At 72.8% G+C, this 18,328-nt stretch carries 18 protein-coding genes; 13 read left to right on the top strand and 5 right to left on the bottom strand.

Features of this window, described 5'->3' with window-relative positions:
- Positions 1–32 precede the first annotated feature (32 nt).
- From FZC61_RS16620 to FZC61_RS16610, 3 genes are all read left to right on the top strand, one after another.
- Positions 33–698, top strand: a complete 666-nt coding sequence (locus FZC61_RS16620) for a TetR/AcrR family transcriptional regulator (protein WP_148615293.1) — start codon at positions 33–35, stop codon at positions 696–698.
- 64 nt (positions 699–762) lie between these two features.
- Positions 763–1,482: an ABC transporter ATP-binding protein gene (locus FZC61_RS16615; RefSeq protein WP_246142747.1), complete on the top strand. Its 720-nt coding sequence runs from the start codon at positions 763–765 to the stop codon at positions 1,480–1,482.
- Positions 1,479–2,225, top strand: coding sequence for an ABC transporter permease (locus FZC61_RS16610; protein ID WP_148615291.1), 747 nt, complete (start codon positions 1,479–1,481; stop codon positions 2,223–2,225). The genes FZC61_RS16615 and FZC61_RS16610 overlap by 4 nt, the downstream gene beginning before the upstream one ends.
- On the opposite strand, the gene FZC61_RS16605 is transcribed toward FZC61_RS16610, so the two are convergent.
- A complete protein-coding gene (locus FZC61_RS16605) occupies positions 2,222–3,544 on the bottom strand; it encodes an aminotransferase class I/II-fold pyridoxal phosphate-dependent enzyme (protein ID WP_148615290.1) in 1,323 nt (440 codons plus the stop codon). The two genes, FZC61_RS16610 and FZC61_RS16605, sit on opposite strands and share 4 nt — an antisense overlap.
- Before the next feature lie 118 nt (positions 3,545–3,662).
- Here FZC61_RS16605 and FZC61_RS16600 point away from each other — a divergent pair, with 118 nt between their 5' ends.
- From FZC61_RS16600 to FZC61_RS23180, 7 genes are all read left to right on the top strand, one after another.
- On the top strand, positions 3,663–4,511 hold the full coding sequence (locus FZC61_RS16600) for a nitrilase-related carbon-nitrogen hydrolase (RefSeq protein WP_148615289.1): 849 nt from the start codon (positions 3,663–3,665) through the stop codon (positions 4,509–4,511).
- A gap of 1 nt (position 4,512) precedes the next feature.
- Positions 4,513–5,958: a dihydropyrimidinase gene (gene hydA / locus FZC61_RS16595; protein ID WP_148615288.1), complete on the top strand. Its 1,446-nt coding sequence runs from the start codon at positions 4,513–4,515 to the stop codon at positions 5,956–5,958.
- A gap of 65 nt (positions 5,959–6,023) precedes the next feature.
- On the top strand, positions 6,024–7,061 hold the full coding sequence (locus tag FZC61_RS16590) for a TIGR03842 family LLM class F420-dependent oxidoreductase (protein ID WP_148615287.1): 1,038 nt from the start codon (positions 6,024–6,026) through the stop codon (positions 7,059–7,061).
- 173 nt (positions 7,062–7,234) lie between these two features.
- Positions 7,235–8,575 (top strand): aspartate aminotransferase family protein, encoded by a 1,341-nt coding sequence (locus tag FZC61_RS16585; protein ID WP_148615286.1) that lies wholly within the window; start codon positions 7,235–7,237, stop codon positions 8,573–8,575.
- Positions 8,572–10,098 (top strand): CoA-acylating methylmalonate-semialdehyde dehydrogenase, encoded by a 1,527-nt coding sequence (locus FZC61_RS16580; protein ID WP_148615285.1) that lies wholly within the window; start codon positions 8,572–8,574, stop codon positions 10,096–10,098. The genes FZC61_RS16585 and FZC61_RS16580 overlap by 4 nt, the downstream gene beginning before the upstream one ends.
- A 31-nt stretch (positions 10,099–10,129) precedes the next feature.
- Positions 10,130–10,852 carry an ABC transporter ATP-binding protein gene (locus FZC61_RS16575; protein WP_246142745.1) on the top strand — a complete coding sequence of 241 codons (723 nt, stop codon included), beginning with the start codon at positions 10,130–10,132 and terminating at the stop codon, positions 10,850–10,852.
- Positions 10,827–12,365 carry a hypothetical protein gene (locus tag FZC61_RS23180; RefSeq protein ID WP_170286139.1) on the top strand — a complete coding sequence of 513 codons (1,539 nt, stop codon included), beginning with the start codon at positions 10,827–10,829 and terminating at the stop codon, positions 12,363–12,365. Before FZC61_RS16575 ends, FZC61_RS23180 begins: the two co-directional genes overlap by 26 nt.
- A gap of 46 nt (positions 12,366–12,411) precedes the next feature.
- Here FZC61_RS23180 and FZC61_RS16565 read toward each other — a convergent pair whose 3' ends face one another.
- The 4 genes from FZC61_RS16565 to FZC61_RS16550 all read right to left on the bottom strand — a co-directional run bounded on the left by FZC61_RS16565 (position 12,412) and on the right by FZC61_RS16550 (position 15,302).
- Entirely contained in the window at positions 12,412–12,711 is a 300-nt protein-coding gene (locus FZC61_RS16565; protein WP_148615284.1) for a protealysin inhibitor emfourin, read from the bottom strand.
- 9 nt (positions 12,712–12,720) lie between these two features.
- Entirely contained in the window at positions 12,721–14,181 is a 1,461-nt protein-coding gene (locus FZC61_RS16560) for a M4 family metallopeptidase (RefSeq protein WP_211357292.1), read from the bottom strand.
- A gap of 127 nt (positions 14,182–14,308) precedes the next feature.
- Positions 14,309–14,563, bottom strand: coding sequence for a hypothetical protein (locus FZC61_RS23175; RefSeq protein ID WP_170286138.1), 255 nt, complete (start codon positions 14,561–14,563; stop codon positions 14,309–14,311).
- Between the two features lie 193 nt (positions 14,564–14,756).
- A complete protein-coding gene (locus tag FZC61_RS16550) occupies positions 14,757–15,302 on the bottom strand; it encodes a hypothetical protein (protein WP_148615282.1) in 546 nt (181 codons plus the stop codon).
- A gap of 37 nt (positions 15,303–15,339) precedes the next feature.
- Between FZC61_RS16550 and FZC61_RS16545 the strand changes: the two genes are divergently transcribed.
- The 3 genes from FZC61_RS16545 to FZC61_RS16535 are packed head-to-tail and all read left to right on the top strand — an operon-like array spanning position 15,340 to position 18,310.
- A complete protein-coding gene (locus FZC61_RS16545; protein WP_148615281.1) occupies positions 15,340–16,584 on the top strand; it encodes an acyl-CoA dehydrogenase family protein in 1,245 nt (414 codons plus the stop codon).
- Positions 16,581–17,633 carry a phosphotransferase family protein gene (locus FZC61_RS16540; RefSeq protein ID WP_148615280.1) on the top strand — a complete coding sequence of 351 codons (1,053 nt, stop codon included), beginning with the start codon at positions 16,581–16,583 and terminating at the stop codon, positions 17,631–17,633. Before FZC61_RS16545 ends, FZC61_RS16540 begins: the two co-directional genes overlap by 4 nt.
- The gene (locus FZC61_RS16535) at positions 17,633–18,310 is read left to right on the top strand and encodes a histidine phosphatase family protein (protein ID WP_148615279.1); all 678 of its coding nucleotides are present in this window, start codon (positions 17,633–17,635) and stop codon (positions 18,308–18,310) included. The genes FZC61_RS16540 and FZC61_RS16535 overlap by 1 nt, the downstream gene beginning before the upstream one ends.
- Positions 18,311–18,328: the final 18 nt, after the last annotated feature.

The raw sequence follows: 18,328 nt of genomic DNA, 5'->3' as shown, positions 1-18,328 counted from the left end.
GGAAGGTGTTCTCCACTTTGTTAGCATGACGTGTGCCCACTCCGCCCGAGGTCCCCAAGCCGCTGCGCCGCGACGCCGAGCGCAACCGCCGCGTCGTCCTCGACACCGCGCGCCGCCTCGTCGCCGAGCGGGGCCTCGACGTGGGCTTCGAGGAGATCGCCCGCGAGGCCGGTGTCGGCGTCGGCACCGTCTATCGCCGGTTCCCCCACCGGGCCGACCTGGTCGACGCGCTCTTCGCCGACCGCATCGACGAGATGGTCGCCCTGGCGGCCCGTGCGCTCGAGGTCGCCGACCCGTGGGAGGCGCTCGTCTGGTTCTTCGAGAGGTCGGCCGCGGCGCAGGCCGGCGACCGCGGACTGCTCGAGGCGATGGTCGGTGACGTCGAGGCCCGCGAGCGCCTCGACGCCGCGCGCGAGCGGATGCAGCCGGCCGTCGACGCCGTCGTACGACGCGCCCGCGAGGCCGGCGTGCTGCGGCCCGAGATCGAGGTGCTCGACCTGGCGGTGCTCACCATGATGATCTCGATGGCGACGACCACCGACCAGCCCGACCTCTGGCGGCGCTACGTGCCCGTGCTGCTCGGTGGGATCCGTCGTCGCGACGACGACGAGGTGCTGCCGCTGCACCCCCCGCAGGACCACGAGCTGCCCCAGATCGTCCACCCGGCCGGACGGGCCTCGCGACCCGCCCGGACGTGACCTCCACGACGGCAAGGGTCCGATGGCCCGGGCGCGCCGCCGGCCCGGCCCGGATGATGGCGGTGTGGGTGCGGGCCAGGTGGTCGTCGAGGTGCGCGGGCTCGTCGTCGTCCGCGGAGGGCGCCGCGTGCTCGACGGCCTCGACCTCGACCTCGGGCCCGGGGTCACCGGCCTGCTCGGCCCGTCGGGGTGCGGCAAGACGACGCTGCTGCGCGCGCTGGTCGGGGTGCAGCGCGTCGTCGGGGGCACGGTGCGGGTCGACGGCCACGACGCCGGCAGCCGGATGTTGCGCGACCGGATCGGCTACGTCACCCAGTCCGCGAGCGTGTACGACGACCTGACCGTCGCCGAGAACGTCCGGTTCTTCGCCCGGGTCCTCGGCCTGGGGGACGACGACGTCGACTCCGTCGTCGGCCGGGTCGACCTCGAGGCCCTGCGCGACCGGGTCGTCTCGCGCCTGTCCGGCGGCGAGCGCTCGCGGGCCAGCCTGGCGGTCGCGCTGCTCGGCGCCCCGGACCTGCTGGTCCTCGACGAGCCGACGGTCGGGCTCGACCCGGTGCTGCGCCGTGAGCTGTGGGGCCTGTTCCACCGGCTCGCCGACGCGGGGGCGACCGTGGTCGTGTCGAGCCACGTGATGGACGAGGCCGAGCGCTGTGACCGGCTGCTGCTGATGCGCGACGGCGAGATCCTCGCCGACGGCAGCCCCGACGAGGTCAAGCGCAGCGTCGGCGCCGCGACGGTCGAGGCGGCGTTCCTGTCCCTGGTCGAGGGGCGCCGGCCGTGACCCCGCGGATCCTCGCCGCGGTCGCCGTACGGGTGCTCACCCAGCTGCGTCGCGACCGCCGGACCCTGGTCATGCTCCTCGTGGTGCCGTGCCTGCTGATCACGCTGACGTGGTGGATGTTCCTCGACACCGCCGACGGGAGCGGCGACGTCTTCGACCGCATCGGCCCCGGGCTGCTGGCGATCTTCCCCTTCACCGTGATGTTCCTGGTCACGAGCGTCACGACACTGCGTGAGCGCAGTAGCGGAACCCTCGAGCGCCTGCTCGCCCTGCCCACCGGCAAGCTCGACTTCCTCCTCGGGTACGCCGTCGCCTTCGGCCTGGTCGCAGCCGTGCAGGCCGCACTCGCCGTCGGCGTCAGCGTGGAGCTGCTCGACCTGCAGGTGGTCGGTCCGCTGTGGCTCCTGGGAGTCGTGGCGGTCGCCGACGCCGTGCTCGGGACCGCCCTCGGGCTGTTCGTCAGCGCCTTCGCACGCACGGAGTTCCAGGCCGTGCAGTTCATGCCGGTCGTCGTGGTGCCGCAGATCCTGCTGTGCGGCCTCATCGTGCCGCGCGACGACCTGCCCGCGGCGCTCGGCGCTGTGAGCGACGTTCTTCCGCTGTCCTACGCCACCGACGCCATGCAGCACCTGACCCTCACGAGCGCCACGGCGCAGGTGTGGCAGGACGTCGCCGTCGTCCTGGCCTACGCCGGCGCCGGTCTGGCCCTGGGCGCGGTCACCCTGCGGCGGCGTACGGCCTAGGCCGTAGCGGCCTCGGCCAGGGCCGAGGCGACCTCGTCGGCCTGCTCGGCCGGGACCAGGCCCGAGGTCACGCGCACGAAGTCGCCGGTCGTGCCCGCGGCCAGGAAGGGGGTGCCGGCGGCCACTCGGATGCCGTGGGCGGCGAGGTGCAGGACAGCGGAGCGCTCGTCGCGCACCGGGAGCCAGAGGTTGAGGCCGTCGGGGGTCGCGACGTCGACGCCGTGCGCGGCCAGCGCGGCCACGACGGCCTGTTGGCGGCCGTAGTACTGGCGACGGGCCTCGGCGACCTCGTCCATCGACCGCGACGTGGTCAGCAGGTCGAGCAGGATGGTCTGCAGCATCCGCGAGGTCCAGGCCGGCCCGAGCATGCGTCGGGCGACGAGGGCGTCGACCAGGTCGGAGGGGCCGCCGAGGGCCGCGAGCCGCAGGTCGGGGCCGTGGGTCTTGGAGTAGGACCGCACGTGGACCACGCGGTCGGGCAGCCAGGCGCCGAGCGAGACGTCGGGGGCGGTGCTGATCGCGCCGGAGTGGTCGTCCTCGACGACCCACGGCGTCGCCGTCGTACGACGCAGCACCCGCGCCAGCGACGCGGCCCGCGCCGGGGTCGTGGAGACCCCGGTCGGGTTGTGGGCGCGCGGCTGCAGCACGACGGCGGCCGGGCGCGACTCGAGTGCCCGGCGCAGCGACTCGGGCCGCACGCCCGCGCCGTCGAGCTCGACCGGCACGACCTCGCCGCCCAGAGCCTCGACCAGGTCGAAGAACGGCGGGAAGCCGGGGGTCTCGAGCACCACCCGGTCGCCGTAGGAGACGACGAGGTCGAGCACGCGCCCGACGGCGTCGGTGGCGCCGTCGACGACGGTGAGCCGGTCGGTCGGCGACGGCCAGGTCGCCGCGAGCACGGCCCGCAGCGCCGGCAGCACGGGCTCCTCCTGGTAGCCCGGCGTCGTGGCGCGCTCGGAGACCCGGCGCAGCGCCGGACCGAGCTGGGGGAGCAGGGCGGGGTCGGGGGTGCCGCGCGACAGGTCGAGGCGCAGGCCGTCGTCGGCGCCGCCGCGCAGCCCGGCGACCCGCGGGCTGAGCCGGGGCTCGGGGGCCTCGCGCACGAACGTGCCGGCCCGCCCGCGCGAGACGACCAGGCCGGTGCGGCGCAGCGCCTGCCAGGCGGCGCTGACCGTCGCGGGGGAGACCCCCAGCTCGGCGGCGACGTGGCGCACGGTGGGCAGCCGCTCGCCGGGAGCCAGCTCGCCGGAGCGGACCGCGCGCCCCAGCTCGGCCGCGATCCCGCGGGGGGTGCGGTCCTCGAGGGTGGCGAGATTCACACGAGATCCTTGACACGAGCGTCACATGGGCGAAATGTTCAACTCGGACGATAACAGTTCCGCGAGGCCTCGACCGGGCGTTCGGGACCGTGGACCACGCCGACCCGGAGGAGACCCGTTGACCATCGTCAAGGCCGCCATCAGCCAGACCACGTGGACCGGTGACAAGGAGTCGATGCTCGACCGGCACGAGCAGTTCTCACGCGACGCGGCCGCCCAGGGTGCGCAGGTCATGTGCTTCCAGGAGCTGTTCTACGGCCCCTACTTCGGCATCACCCAGGACCAGAAGTACTACCGCTTCGCCGAGCCGGCCGACGGCCCGGTCGTGCAGCGCTTCGCGGCGCTCGCCCGTGAGCTCGGCATGGTGCACGTCCTGCCGATCTACGAGGAGGAGCAGACCGGCGTCTACTACAACACCGCGGTCGTCGTCGACGCCGACGGCACCCTCCTCGGCTCCTACCGCAAGCACCACATCCCGCACCTCGACCGGTTCTGGGAGAAGTTCTACTTCCGTCCCGGCAACAACGGCTACCCCGTCTTCGACACCGCGGTCGGCAAGGTCGGCGTCTACATCTGCTACGACCGCCACTTCCCCGAGGGCTGGCGCGAGCTGGGGCTGGGCGGCGCCCACATGGTCTTCAACCCCAACGCCACCAAGCCCGGGCTCTCCAACCGGCTGTGGGAGGTCGAGGGCCCGTGCGCGGCCGTCGCCAACGGCTACTTCGTGCTGCAGCCCAACCGGGTCGGCAAGGAGGACAACGAGTACGGCGACCTCGCGGTCGACTTCTACGGCACCAGCCAGGTCATCGACCCGCGCGGCAACTTCGTCGGCGAGCGCGGCTCGGCCGACCAGGAGGAGCTGCTGGTGCGTGACATCGACCTCGCGATGGTCCAGGAGATGCGCGACGACTGGCAGTTCTACCGCGACCGCCGGCCCGACTCCTACACGCGGATCGCGCAGGCCTGAGGTGGCCACCCTGCTGATCACCGGCGGCACCGTCGTCAGCGCGACCGGTCGCAGCGCCGCCGACGTCCTGGTCGACGGCGAGACGATCGTCGCGGTCCTGGCGCCGGGGTCCACGCTGCTCGGCCACGACCTGGCCGGTTCCGTCGACCGGGTCGTGGACGCGAGCGGCAAGTACGTCGTCCCGGGCGGCATCGACGCCCACACCCACATGCAGCTGCCCTTCGGGGGCACCGAGGCCAGCGACACCTTCGAGACCGGCACGATCGCCGCGGCCTGGGGCGGCACGACGTCGATCATCGACTTCGCAGTGCAGAAGACCGGCGAGGCCGTCGAGACCGGGCTGGAGGCCTGGCACGACAAGGCCCGCGGCCAGTGCGCGGTCGACTACGGCTTCCACCAGATCATCGGCGGGGTCGACGAGCAGTCGCTCAAGGCGATGGAGACCCTGGTCGAGGAGGGCATCAGCAGCTACAAGCTGTTCATGGCCTACCCCGGGATCTTCTTCTCCGACGACGCCCAGGTCCTGCGGGCCATGCAGAAGGCCGCCGAGCTCGGCCTGATGACGATGATGCACGCCGAGAACGGCCCGGCGATCGACGTCCTGGCCCAGCAGCTCTACGACCAGGGCAAGACCACCCCCTACTTCCACGGCGTCGCCCGCGCCTGGCAGATGGAGGAGGAGGCCACGCACCGCGCCATCATGCTGGCCGACCTCACCGAGTCGCCCCTCTACGTCGTCCACGTCAGCGCCAAGCAGGCCGTCGCGCAGATCGCCGCGGCCCGCGACCGCGGCAAGAACGTCTTCGGCGAGACCTGCCCCCAATACCTCTACCTCTCGCTCGAGGAGCAGCTCGGCGCGACGGGCGACCCGACGTGGGGCGAGTTCGAGGGCGCCAAGTGGGTCTGCTCGACCCCGCTGCGCTCGCGCGCCGAGGGCCACCAGCACGCCATGTGGCAGGGACTGCGCACCAACGACCTGCAGATGGTCTCCACCGACCACTGCCCGTTCTGCATGAAGGACCAGAAGGAGCTCGGCCGCGGCGACTTCCGCGCGATCCCCAACGGCATCGGCTCGATCGAGCACCGCATGGACCTGCTCTACCAGGGGGTCGTCACCGGCGAGATCACCCTGGAGCGCTGGGTCGAGATCACCTCGACGACCCCCGCGCGGATGTTCGGCCTCTACGGCACCAAGGGCGTCATCGCTCCCGGCGCCGACGCCGACCTCGTCGTCTACGACCCGGCCGGCCACACCTCGATCGGCGTCGGCGAGGGCCGCACCCACCACATGAACATGGACCACTCCGCCTGGGAGGGCTACGAGGTCGACGGCCACGTCGACGTCGTCGTCTCCCGTGGCTCGGTCGTCGTCTCCGACGGCGAGTTCCACGGGCGGGCCGGCCACGGGCGCTACCTCAGGCGCGGACTCACCCAGTACCTCACCTGACCCCACGACCCGACGGGGTTTCGAGGCTCCTTCGTCGCACCTCAACCACCGTGGAAAGGACACCCATGGACTTCGGCGTCGTGCTGCAGACCAACCCACCCGCCTGGCGCACCGTCGGCCTGGCCAAGCAGGCCGAGGAGCACGGCTTCGACTACGTCTGGACCTTCGACTCCCACCTGCTGTGGCAAGAGCCCTACGTCATCTACTCGGCGATCCTCCACGAGACCAACCGGGTCATCGTGGGGCCGATGGTGACCAACCCGGCCACCCGCGACTGGACCGTCACCGCCAGCGTCTTCGCCACGCTCAACGAGATGTACGGCAACCGCACGGTCTGCGGCATCGGCCGCGGCGACTCCGCGGTGCGAGTGCTCAACGGCAAGCCGACCACGCTCAAGGACGTCCGCGAGGCCACCCACGTCATCCGCGAGCTGGCCAACTGCCGGCCCGTCGAGGTCAACGGCACCACGCTGCAGTTCCCCTGGGCGCGCACCTCCGCGCTGGAGGTGTGGGTGGCGGCGTACGGCCCGCTGGCGCTCAAGACCACCGGCGAGGTCGGCGACGGCTTCATCCTCCAGCTCGCCGACGTCGACATCGCCCGGTGGATGATCGGCGCGGTCCGCAAGGCCGCCGCCGACGCCGGCCGCGACCCCGACGCGATCACGTTCTGCGTCGCGGCACCGGCCTACGTCGGCGACGACAGCCCCGAGTCGCTGGCCCACATGCGTGAGCAGTGCCGGTGGTTCGGCGGCATGGTCGGCAACCACGTGGCCGACATCGTCGCCAAGTACGGCGACTCGGGTGGGGGGCAGGACATCCCGCAGGCGCTGACCGACTACATCAAGGGCCGCGAGGGCTACGACTACAACTCCCACGGCAGGGCCGACAACGACCACGTCGACTTCGTGCCCGACGAGATCGTCGACCGCTTCTGCCTCCTCGGCACCCCCGAGCAGCACGTCGCCAAGCTCGAGGAGCTCAAGGCGATCGGCGTCGACCAGTTCGCCATCTACCTCCAGCACGACAACAAGGAGGAGACGATGCGCCTGTACGGCGAGTCGATCATGCCCGCGCTGCGCGACCACGTGACCGCGAAGGCCTGACGGCGTGCCCGCTTGTCCCACCTGCCCCAGGATTCACCGGCCGGCCGGTGAATGCCTGACCGGGACGATGAAATTTCGTCGTCCCAGTCCTGGTTTCACCGGCCGGCCGGTGAAACCAGGGACGCATGGGACCAGCCTGACCCACCCACCCCGACCCAAGGAGACCGACGACGATGACGGTGACCGAGACCCCCGCGACCACAGACCTCGACGCGCACACCAGGACCCTCGACCGGGCCCACGTCTTCCACTCGTGGTCCGCGCAGGCCGCGCTCGACCCGCTGGTGCTGGCCGGCGGGCTCGGCTCGACGGTGTGGGACCACGCGGGGCGCACCTACCTCGACTTCTCCAGCCAGCTGGTCAACGTCAACATCGGCCACCAGCACCCCGCGGTCGTGGCGGCGATCCAGCAGCAGGCCGCCACGCTCGCGACCATCGCGCCGTCGACGGCCAACCTGGCCCGCGGCGAGGCCGCCCGACGCATCACCGACCGCGCGCCCGACGGGATGCACAAGGTCTTCTTCACCAACGGCGGCGCCGACGCGGTCGAGAACGCCATCCGGATGGCGCGCCTGCACACCCGGCGCGACAAGGTCGTCTCCACCTACCGCAGCTATCACGGCAACACCGGGGCCGCCGTCGTCGCGACCGGTGACTGGCGCCGCGTCCCCAACGAGTACGCCCGGTCCCACGTGCACGTCTTCGGGCCGTTCCTCTACCGCAGCGAGTTCTGGGCGACCACGCCCGAGGAGGAGTGCGAGCGGGCGCTCACCCACCTGCGCCGCGTCATCGAGTGCGAGGGCCCCGCCTCGGTCGCGGCCGTGCTGCTCGAGACCATCCCCGGTACGGCGGGGGTCCTGGTGCCGCCGCCCGGCTACCTCGCCGGGGTCCGCGAGCTGTGCGACGCCCACGGCATCGTGATGATCCTCGACGAGGTGATGGCCGGGTTCGGCCGGACGGGGGAGTGGCTCGCCCTCGACACCTTCGATGTACGCCCCGACCTGATCGCCTTCGCCAAGGGGGTCAACTCCGGCTACGTCCCCGTCGGCGGGGTCATCATCGGCGACGAGATCGCCGCCGACTTCGACGAGGCCGTCTTCCCCGGCGGGCTCACCTACTCCGGCCACCCGCTGGCCTGCGCCTCGATCGTGGCCGCGCTCGACGCGATGGAGTCCGAGGGCATCGTCGACAACGCCAGACGCATCGGTGCGGACGTGCTGGGCCCGGGCCTGCACGAGCTCGCCGAGCGCCACCCGGTGGTCGGGGAGGTGCGTGGGCTGGGCGTCTTCTGGGCGCTCGACCTCGTCACCGACCCGGCCACCCGCGCGCCGGTGCCGCCGGCCCTGATCGGCCTGGCCAAGAAGGAGGCCCTGTCCCGCGGGCTGGTGCCCTTCGCCGCCGACAACCGCATCCACGTCGTCCCCCCGTGCGTCGTCACCGACGACGAGTGCGCCCGGGCGCTCTCGATCTACGACGAGGTCCTCACCCTGCTCGACAAGGAGATCGCTTCATGACCACCCCGACGCTCGACCACTGGATCGCGGGCGCGCTGACCGCCGGCGCCTCCGACCGCACCAGCCCCGTCTACGACCCCGCGCTGGGCGAGGTGACCAAGCACGTCCGGCTGGCCTCGGGCGCCGACGTCGACACCGCCGTGGCCGCCGCGCGCGCGGCGTACGTCGGCGACCCGGCGACCGGCCAGGGCGGCTGGGGCCGCTCGTCGATCGCCAAGCGCCAGACGGTGATGTTCAAGTTCCGCGAGCTGCTCGACGGGCGCCGCGACGAGCTCGCGGCGATCCTCACCTCCGAGCACGGCAAGGTGCTCTCCGACGCGGCCGGCGAGGTCGCCCGCGGCATCGAGGTCGTCGAGTTCGCGTGCGGGATGCCCCATCTGGCCAAGGGCTCCTACTCCCAGGGCGTCTCGACCGACGTCGACGTCTACTCCGTCAAGGAGCCGATCGGGGTCGTCGGCATCATCAGCCCGTTCAACTTCCCCGCGATGGTGCCGATGTGGTTCTTCCCGATCGCGATCGCCACCGGCAACACCGTGGTGCTCAAGCCGTCGGAGAAGGACCCCTCGGTCGCCAACTGGCTGGCCGCGCTGCTCGCCGAGGCCGGCCTGCCCGACGGCGTCTTCAACGTCGTCCACGGCGACAAGGAGGCCGTCGACGCGCTGCTCGAGCACCCCGACGTCGCCTCGATCTCCTTCGTCGGCTCGACCCCCATCGCCCAGTACGTCTACGAGAAGGGCACCGCCGCCGGCAAGCGGGTCCAGGCCCTCGGCGGCGCCAAGAACCACATGCTCGTCCTGCCCGACGCCGACCTCGACCTGGTCGCCGACTCGGCCGTCAACGCCGGGTTCGGCTCGGCCGGTGAGCGGTGCATGGCGATCTCGGTGGTGCTCGCCGTCGACCCCGTCGGCGACGAGCTGGTCGACAAGATCCGCGACCGGATGGGCAAGCTCGTGGTCGGCGACGGCCGCGGCGACGCCGACATGGGCCCGCTGATCACCCGCGAGCACCGCGACAAGGTCGCGGGCTACCTCGACGTCGCCACCGCCGACGGTGCCTCGGTCGTCGTCGACGGCCGCGGGGTCGAGGCCGACGGGGCCGCCGACGGCTTCTGGCTCGGCCCCTCGCTGGTCGACCACGTCGGCACCACCTCGACGGTCTACACCGACGAGATCTTCGGCCCGGTCCTCTCGGTGGTCCGCGTGGCGTCGTACGCCGAGGGCCTGGCCCTCATCAACGGCGGCCCCTACGGCAACGGCACCGCGATCTTCACCAACGACGGCGGGGCCGCGCGGCGCTTCCAGCAGGACGTCGAGGTCGGCATGGTCGGCATCAACGTGCCGATCCCGGTGCCGGTCGCCTACCACTCCTTCGGCGGCTGGAAGGCCTCGCTCTTCGGCGACGCCAAGGCCTACGGACCCTCCGGCGTCGACTTCTTCACCCGCGAGAAGGCCGTCACCGCCCGCTGGCTCGACCCCGGCACGGGCCACGGTGGCCTCAACCTGGGGTTCCCGCAGAACACCTGACGTGGCCCCGGCGGGACGCGATGATGGGCCCGTGCTCCCGCCGACCGACGCCGACGTGCTCGTCGACGTCCGCGGGCTCCACGTGCGGTTCGGTGAGATCGAGGCCGTCGCCGGTGTCGACCTCACCGGCCACGCCGGGCAGTCCACCGCGCTGCTCGGGCGCAACGGTGCCGGCAAGTCGACCACGATGCGCGTCCTGGCCGGGGTCGTGCCGCCGAGCGCGGGCACGGTCGTCGTCGACGGCCACGACGTCGCCCACCACCCGCTGCGGGTCAAGCAGTCGGTCGGCTACTGCCCCGACGTCGGCGGGCTCGTGCCGCGCGCGACGCCCTGGGAGCACCTCCAGCTCTCCGCCCGGCTGCGCCGCCTGCCCGCCTGGGAGGACCGCGCCCGCGACCTGCTCGAGCGCTTCGAGCTCGGCGACGTCGCGCACCGGGTGACCGCGGGGTTCAGCCACGGCATGGGACGCCGCCTCAGCGTCGTGCTCGCCGCCCTGCACGACCCGGCGGTGCTGCTGCTCGACGAGCCCTTCGACGGCGTCGACCCGATCGGGGTCGAGGCCACCCTCGCGGTCATCAGCGACGCCCGGGCCCGCGGGGCCTGCGTCCTGGTCTCCACCCACCTGCGCGAGCTGGCCGTCGAGGCCTGCAGCACCGTCAGCGTGCTGCGTGGCGGCTCCCGCGTCGCCACCCTGGCCGCCTCCGAGATGCTCGGGGAGGACGGCGCCCGTGCCTACCGCGGCCTCCTCGACTGACGGACCCGTCGCCGCCGCCCGCCGCGCGGTCGTCGACGTCGTCCACCTGGTGCGGTTCCGCGCCGCGCACGGCCGACGGCGGCTCCTGGCCGGGGCGGGCGCCACCGTCCTGGCGCTGACGACCGCCGTGGCCGTGGTCCCGGCGTTCCTGCCGGGCGCCGGTGGCGTCGACGGGCGGGCGCGTGAGCTGCTGATCGTGCTGCCGACCGCGCTGGCCGGGTTCGTGCTGCTGGCCGTCGTGTCGGCGGCGGCGTCCGGCGGTGGTCGCGAGCTGCTGGCCCGCGACCCGGCCGCGGTGTTCCCGGTCAGCCCGACCACCGACCACCTCGGCGCCCTGTTGCTGGCGCCGCTCAACATCGCGTGGCTGCTCCAGGCGTGGCTGCTGCTCGGCGTCACCGCCTACGGCGTGGGCGCGGGGGCGCTCGCCCCGGCCCAGGTGGTCGTGCTGCTGTGGCTGGCCGCGGGCACCGCCTTCGCGCAGGTGCTGGCCTGGTCGCTCGAGGGCGTACGCCGCCTGCCCCACGGCATGGCCGCCGTGCGGGTGCTCAACCTCGTCGTGCTCGGCGTCGCGCTGTGGCTCCAGGTCTCCGACCGCCTCACCGACGTCCTCGACGCCGTGCCCACCCGGGGCGTCGTCGTCAGCCTGGCCTTCGGCGTCACGCCGCGGTGGGCGGTCACCACGGCGGCGCTGCTGGTCGTCGTGGTGGTGCTGGTCGCGCTCGGTGCCGTGCCGGCCCACCTCGCGGCCCGGCGTACCCCCCGCGACGAGCTCAAGGTCGAGTCGGGCCGCTACCCCGCACGGTCGATGCCGCGCAGCCCGCTGGGCGCGATGGTCCGCACCGACCGGGCGTCGGTATGGCGTGCGGTGCCGATGCGTCGCGGGGTCATCGTGCTGGCCCTCGGGCCGGCGCTGGTCGCGCTGCTCGGCGACCTGCAGTGGGACACCATGACGATCCTGCCGGGCCTGGTCGCCTCCGGCGGCGCGCTGCTCTACGGCGTCAACGCGTGGTGCCTCGACAGTCGCGGCACCCTGTGGCGCGAGAGCCTCCCGGTGCCCCCCGGCACCGTCTTCGACGCGCGGGCCTACGTGCTCGCCGAGTTCCTGCTGTCCGCCTCGGTGCTGACCGTCGTCGTCGCGGGCCTGCGCGCCGGCGTCCCCAGCGCCGCCGAGCTCTCCGCCCTGTGCTCGACGCTGGTCGTCGTCACCGTGCAGGTCGTCGGCGCGTCGATGCGCTGGTCGTCCGCGCGCCCGTACGCCGTCGACCTCCGCTCCTCGCGCGCGACCCCGGCCCCGCCGGCGATGATGGTCGCCTACTCCTCGCGCCTGGCCCTCTCGACCACCCTCACCGGCGTCCTGTTCTCGTTGCTCACCCGCGCCCCGAGCCCCTGGGTGTCGTTGTCCCTGGCCGTGGCGATGGTCGCCTGGTCGACCGCGCGGCTGCTGCGGGCCCGCGAGGCCTGGGTCGACCCGGTGGAGCGGGCGCGGGTCGTCACGACGGTGGCGGTGTCGTGAGCGTGCCGTGAGCGCGCCGAGACCGAGGTCGTGAGCGGGCCGGCCGCTAGAGCGCCCGGAGGTGCGAGATCAGCGCGGCCAGGTCGTCGTCCTCGAGCGGGTCCGAGACCGTGAGGGTGCGGGTGCGGGTGCCGTCGTCGACGGTGAGCGTGTAGGTCATGGCGTCGGCCGTGCCGGGCGCGGGACCCGCGGCCGGCTCGGGACGCGCGAAGAAGCGGGCGGCGCCGACGAGGTGCTCGAGCCGAGCGGCCTCGTCGGCGCCGAGCGAGGACGAGTCCACCTCGACGGGTCGGGTCAGGCCCGGGAAGGTCGCCAGGCCGCCGTCGGTGCGCAGACTGATCCTCATCGGGCCCTCCTAGCCTGCCGCGCCGGCGGCGCCGGCCGCGCCGGCTCCCACCGTGACGGGGTTGCCCATCGCGTCGAGGTGCTGGGTCGTCTCCTCCTCGAGGGTCGGGGGGACGAGCCCGACGTTGCCCTGCCGGTAGAGGTACCACGACCCGTCGGACCCGGCGAAGGTCGTCATGGCGCCCGACCCGATGTCACCGTCGAGGGAGCCGGAGTAGATGGCCGGGCCCGTGTTCCAGTGCAGCATCAGGGTCCCGTCCTTCTGCTGCCACTGGCCGTTGCCGCCACCGGTGAAGGTGCCGTCGGCGTTGAAGGTGATCGGCACCTGGTTGAAGCGGCCGGTGACGCCCCAGTCGTAGTGCAGCGCCCACTGACCGGAGATCTTGGGCGGCTGCAGGCTGCTCGAGATGCCGACGGCGGCCCAGGCGTCGATCGTCGCCTGCTGCACCGCGGGCCCGAAGAGCGTCGCGGCGTTGGCGACGGTCAGGTTGGCGAAGTCCTGGAACCGGGCGGTCGGGGCGAGCCGCGGGTCGCAGAGCGTGACGTACCAGATCCGGCCGGCCTTCTCCCACGCGTAGCCGCCGAGCGCGGTGGCGAGCAGGTAGAAGGCGTGGTTGGGGATCCCCGAGTTGATGTGGACGCCGCCGTTGTCGGAGGTGGTGTGCACGAAGTTGTTCATGTGGGCCGGCTGCGGGTCCTTGCCGAGGTGCTGGTCGTCGTACGCCGTGCCCGGCGCCTTCATCGACCGCAGGGCGACCCCGTTGACCTTCGAGGTGAACAGCCCCTGCCCGATCAGCCAGTCGGCCTGCGCCGCGGTCTGCTTCGTGGAGCGGGAGAACTGCTTGACCAGCGAGCCGAACACGTCCGAGATCGACTCGTTGAGCGCCCCCGGCTGGTCGTGGTACTCCAGGTTGGCCTGGTAAGCGGTGATCCCGTGGGTCATCTCGTGGCCGATGACGTCGACCGAGGCCGTGAAGCGGTTGAAGTAGACCCCGTCGCCGTCGCCGTAGGTCATCTGTGCCCCGTTCCAGAAGGCGTTGTTGTACTGGGTGCTGTAGTGCGCGCTGGAGATCAGCGGCATCCCGGCGTTGTCGATGGAGTTGCGCGAGTAGGCGGCCCAGAACATGTCGAACGTGGCGCCCGCGCCGTCATAGGCCTCGTCGACCTCGGCGTCCCCGGTCGCGGCCTGCCCCTCCGAGCGCACGAGCGTCCCCGGCAGGTTGGTGCCGTGGTTGAGGTCGTGGACGTGTCGCTGCTTGTGGGGCGTCGTCACCGGCATCGCCGGGGCGACGGTGGTGAAGGACCGGGTGATCCGGCGGCTGCGCTGGGTGTTGTCGGTGGCGAGGGCCTGCAGGGCGCGCTCGCGCTGGGTGTCGTCCCCGGTCCGAGCGATGTGCTCGAGCATGTGGGGCGGCAGGATGCAGTGGATCGAGTGCATCGAAGGCATCGACGGCATGGAGTGGTCGGTCATCGTCGTGGTCCGTTCAGCTCGTGGAGGACCCGGCGCCGGCCAGGACCTTGAGGTCGTTGCCGGCGACGTCGTGGGTGGCGTCGGCCTCGTCGGCGGCGATGCCGACGGTGCCCTGCTCGATCAGGTATCAGCAGCCGTTGAGGCCGCCGAAGGTGGACATCTCCCCGGTCCCCACGGGACCGACCAGGGACCCGCCGTACTTCGCCGGTCCGCCGGTGAAGCTCAGCATCAGGGTGCCGTCGCGCAGCATCCAGCGCCCGGGGCTCGCGCCGGCGAAGGTGCCGTCGGCGTTGAAGGTGACCTGCGTGGAGGCGTAGGTGCGCGGGGTCGTCGACCCGATGTCCCAGCTGTAGTGAAGCGTCCATGTGCCGTGCATGCTCATGTCTGCTGCCCTTCCGTGTCAGTGGGCCGCAGCGACGCAGGGTGCTCGTCCGGGCCCGGTGGTGTGGTCCCGTCGCCTCCGGCTCAGGTGCCTGCCGCAGTCGGTGACGTGGGTTCGGCCACCATCCTTCGCAGGGCGGGGTCCCGGCGTTAAGGGACCAAGGTCCCGGCCTGCGCTGCCGGCCCGGGGGTGCTCAGCCCAGCGAGATGGCGGACCGTGCGCAGTCGCCCGAGGCGGCCTCGAGCTCGGCCACCGCCGGGTCGGTGCCGTAGCGCCCGGTCAGGGTGGCGACCAGCGCCGCGCGGACCCGGTCGGGGGCGACCGTCGAGCCGAGGCACACGGCGTACGACGCCTCGTCGAGCCGTCCGTCGAAGCGTGCGGCGAGCGTGCGGGCGGCCACCTCGACGTACGGCGTGCACGAGTCGAGCGCGTCGACCCAGGCGCCGGCGACGTCGACGGTGAGCGTCGGGACGGCGTCGACGACCCGGCCGTCGTCGCCCACGATGCCGGCCTCGACGAGCTCGGCGGGGGTCAGCCGCCCGGTGAGCGCGTCGGCGAAGCACCCGGCCTCGGCGACCACGGCGGGGCTGGTGTCGCCGGCGGCGTAGAGCGTGGCGAGCCCGGCGCGGACCTCGGCCGGCACCGGGGCGCGGTCGTCGTCCTGGGAGACGTCGACGTCACAGGCCCCGAGCCCCAGCACCGTCACCGCAGCCGCCACGAGAGCCGGGAGGGGACGCACGACCGCGATCCTGCCATGCACGGCTACCGTGGCCGACGTGGACTTCGCCCCCTCTGCCCGAGCTGCCGACCTCACCGAGCGCGTCCGCGCGTTCCTCGCCGAGGAGGTCGAGCCCGCCGAGCCCGGTTACCACCGCGACCTCGCCGAGGCGCGACGCACCGGCGACCCCTGGAAGCCGCTGCCGCTGATCGAGGAGCTCAAGGCCAAGGCGCGCGAGCGCGGCCTGTGGAACCTCTTCCTGCCCGCCGCCCACAGCGAGGGCTACACGGTCGACGGGGGCGGTGGCCTGACCAACGTCGACTACGCGCCGATCGCCGAGCTCACGGGTCGGTCGGCGATCGCGCCGCTGGTGCTCAACTGCAACGCGCCCGACACCGGCAACATGGAGGTGCTGCTCAAGTACGGCACCGAGGAGCAGAAGAAGCAGTGGCTCGAGCCGCTGCTCGACGGCCGGATCCGCAGCGCCTTCGCCATGACCGAGCCCGACGTGGCCTCCTCCGACGCCACCAACATGGCCGCGACCGCGGTCGTCGACGGCGACGAGGTGGTCATCAACGGCCGCAAGTGGTGGACCTCCGGCATCGGCCACCCCGACTGCCGGGTGATGATCTTCATGGGACTCACCGACCCCGACGCCGACCGCCACCACCGTCACTCGATGGTGCTCGTGCCGCGCGACGCGCCCGGCGTCAAGGTCGAGCGGCTGCTGTCCACGATGGGCTTCCAGGACGAGCCGCTCGGCCACGGCGAGGTGTCGTTCGACGACGTCCGGGTGCCGCTGACCAACGTCATCGGCGGCCCCGGCGAGGCGTTCGCGATCGCCCAGGGCCGCCTGGGCCCCGGCCGCGTCCACCACTGCATGCGACTGATCGGCCTGGCCGAGATGGCTCTCGAGCTGGCCTGCAAGCGCGCGCTGGAGCGCACGGCGTTCGGCAAGCCGATCGCCAACCTCGGCGGCAACCGCGAGCGCATCGCCGAGGCCCGCATCGCTATCGACTCGGTGCGCCTGCTCGTGCTCAACGCCGCCTGGAAGCTCGACGTCGGCGGTCCGCTCAACGCGCTGTCGGAGGTCGCCCAGATCAAGGTCGCGGCCCCCAACGTGGCCCAGCAGGTCATCGACATGGCCATCCAGCTCCACGGGGGCGGTGGTCTCTCCGAGGACCACCCCCTCGCCGGGGCCTGGACCTCGGCCCGCGCGCTGCGCCTGGCCGACGGCCCCGACGAGGTGCACCGCGGTGTGATCGCGCGCCTCGAGCTCGGCAAGTACGGCGCCCGCCGGTGAGCCCGGGCGCCGACTCGTCCGCGGTCCGCGACGAGGACGCCTTCGACGTCGACGCGGTGGCGGCCTACCTCGACCGCGGCCCGATCGCCGGGGTGCGCCAGTTCCGCGGCGGCGCGTCCAACCTCACCTACCTCCTGCAGTACGCCGCGGGGCAGCCCGACCTGGTGCTGCGGCGTCCGCCGGTCGGCGCCAAGGCCAGGGGGGCGCACGACATGGGCCGCGAGCACGACGTCCAGGCCGCGCTCGCGCCGGTCTTCCCGCAGGTGCCCGCGATGGTCGCCCACTGCACCGACGAGACCGTGATCGGCTCGGAGTTCTACGTGATGGGATGCGTCGACGGCGTCATCCCGCGTCAGGACTTCGGCTTCCCCGTCACCCCCGAGCAGGCCGACAACCTCTGCGACCGGGCGCTCGACACCCTGGTCGCGCTGCACGGCGTCGACGTCGCGGCGGTGCCCGCACTGGCCGCGCTGGGCAAGGGCGACGGCTACGTCGCCCGCCAGGTCGGCGGCTGGACCAAGCGGTTCGCCGACGCGCGCACCGACGACACCGGCGACTGGTCCGACGTCCTGACCTGGCTCGACGAGCACCAGCCGCGCGACGTGGCCCAGCGAATGATCCACAACGACTTCCGGCTCGACAACCTCGTCCTCGACCCCGACACGCTCGGCGTGCGCGCGGTGCTCGACTGGGAGATGGCCACCGTCGGCGACCCCCTGATGGACCTCGGCGGCGCGCTCGCCTACTGGGTCGAGGCCGGCGACGACGAGGTCTTCCAGCTCTTCCGCCGCCAGCCGTCGACCACGCCGGGCATGTGGACCCGCGAGCGCCTCGTCGAGACCTACCTCGAGCGCTCCGGTCTCGCGCTGCCCGCGCCGGGCTGGCTGTTCTACGAGGTCTTCGGGCTGTTCCGGCTGGCCGTCATCGCCCAGCAGATCTGGTACCGCTACGTCCACCGGCAGACCACCAACGAGGCCTACGCCGTCTTCGGTCCCGCCGTCGGCTACCTCGAGTCGCGCTGCCGCACCCTGCTCGCCGGGCAGCGCTGATGGGCGTCGTGCTGCTGGTCCGTCACGGCCAGGCGTCCTTCGGGGCCGACGACTACGACGTGCTGTCGCCGGTCGGGTGGCAGCAGGGCCGGCTCCTCGGCCAGTGGATGGCCGAGCGGCGCGTCGTACCGACCACGATCGTGCGGGGCGGGATGCGGCGCCACCGCGAGACCCTCGAGGCGATGACCGGTGCCGCGGGCTGGCGCGGCGACGTCGTCGTCGACGAGGCCTGGGACGAGTTCGACCACCTCGGCATCGTCGCGAGCCACCCCGAGGTGACGTCGCTGACCGACGCCGGCGGCCTGGACCGCAAGGCCTTCCAGCGGCTCTTCGAGCAGGCCACCGCGCGCTGGACCGCCGGCCACGGCGACTACGACGAGCCCTGGGACGGCTTCGTGGCACGGGTGCGCGCCGCGTTCGCGCGCGTGGCCGAGCGCGCCGGCTCGGGACGCACGGCGGTCGTGGTCACCTCCGGCGGCGTCATCGGCGTCCTCGCCGCGGCGCTCGCCGATCCCGACGACGACGACCCGGTCGCCCTCGCCCGCCGCTGGGCCCGGTTCAACGCCGTCACCGTCAACTCGTCGGTCACCCGCGTCGTCGTCGGCTCCACCGGCGCCCGGCTGCTGACCTTCAACGAGCACCCCCACCTCGAGGGCGACCACCTCACCTACCGGTGACGCGCCGTAGGTTGCCCG

The sequence above is a fragment of the Nocardioides rubriscoriae genome (genome assembly GCF_008087085.1).
Lineage (GTDB): Bacteria > Actinomycetota > Actinomycetes > Propionibacteriales > Nocardioidaceae > Nocardioides > Nocardioides rubriscoriae.
Note: the sequence above shows the minus strand (reverse complement) of the source record. Positions and strands in the feature narration are given on the sequence as shown.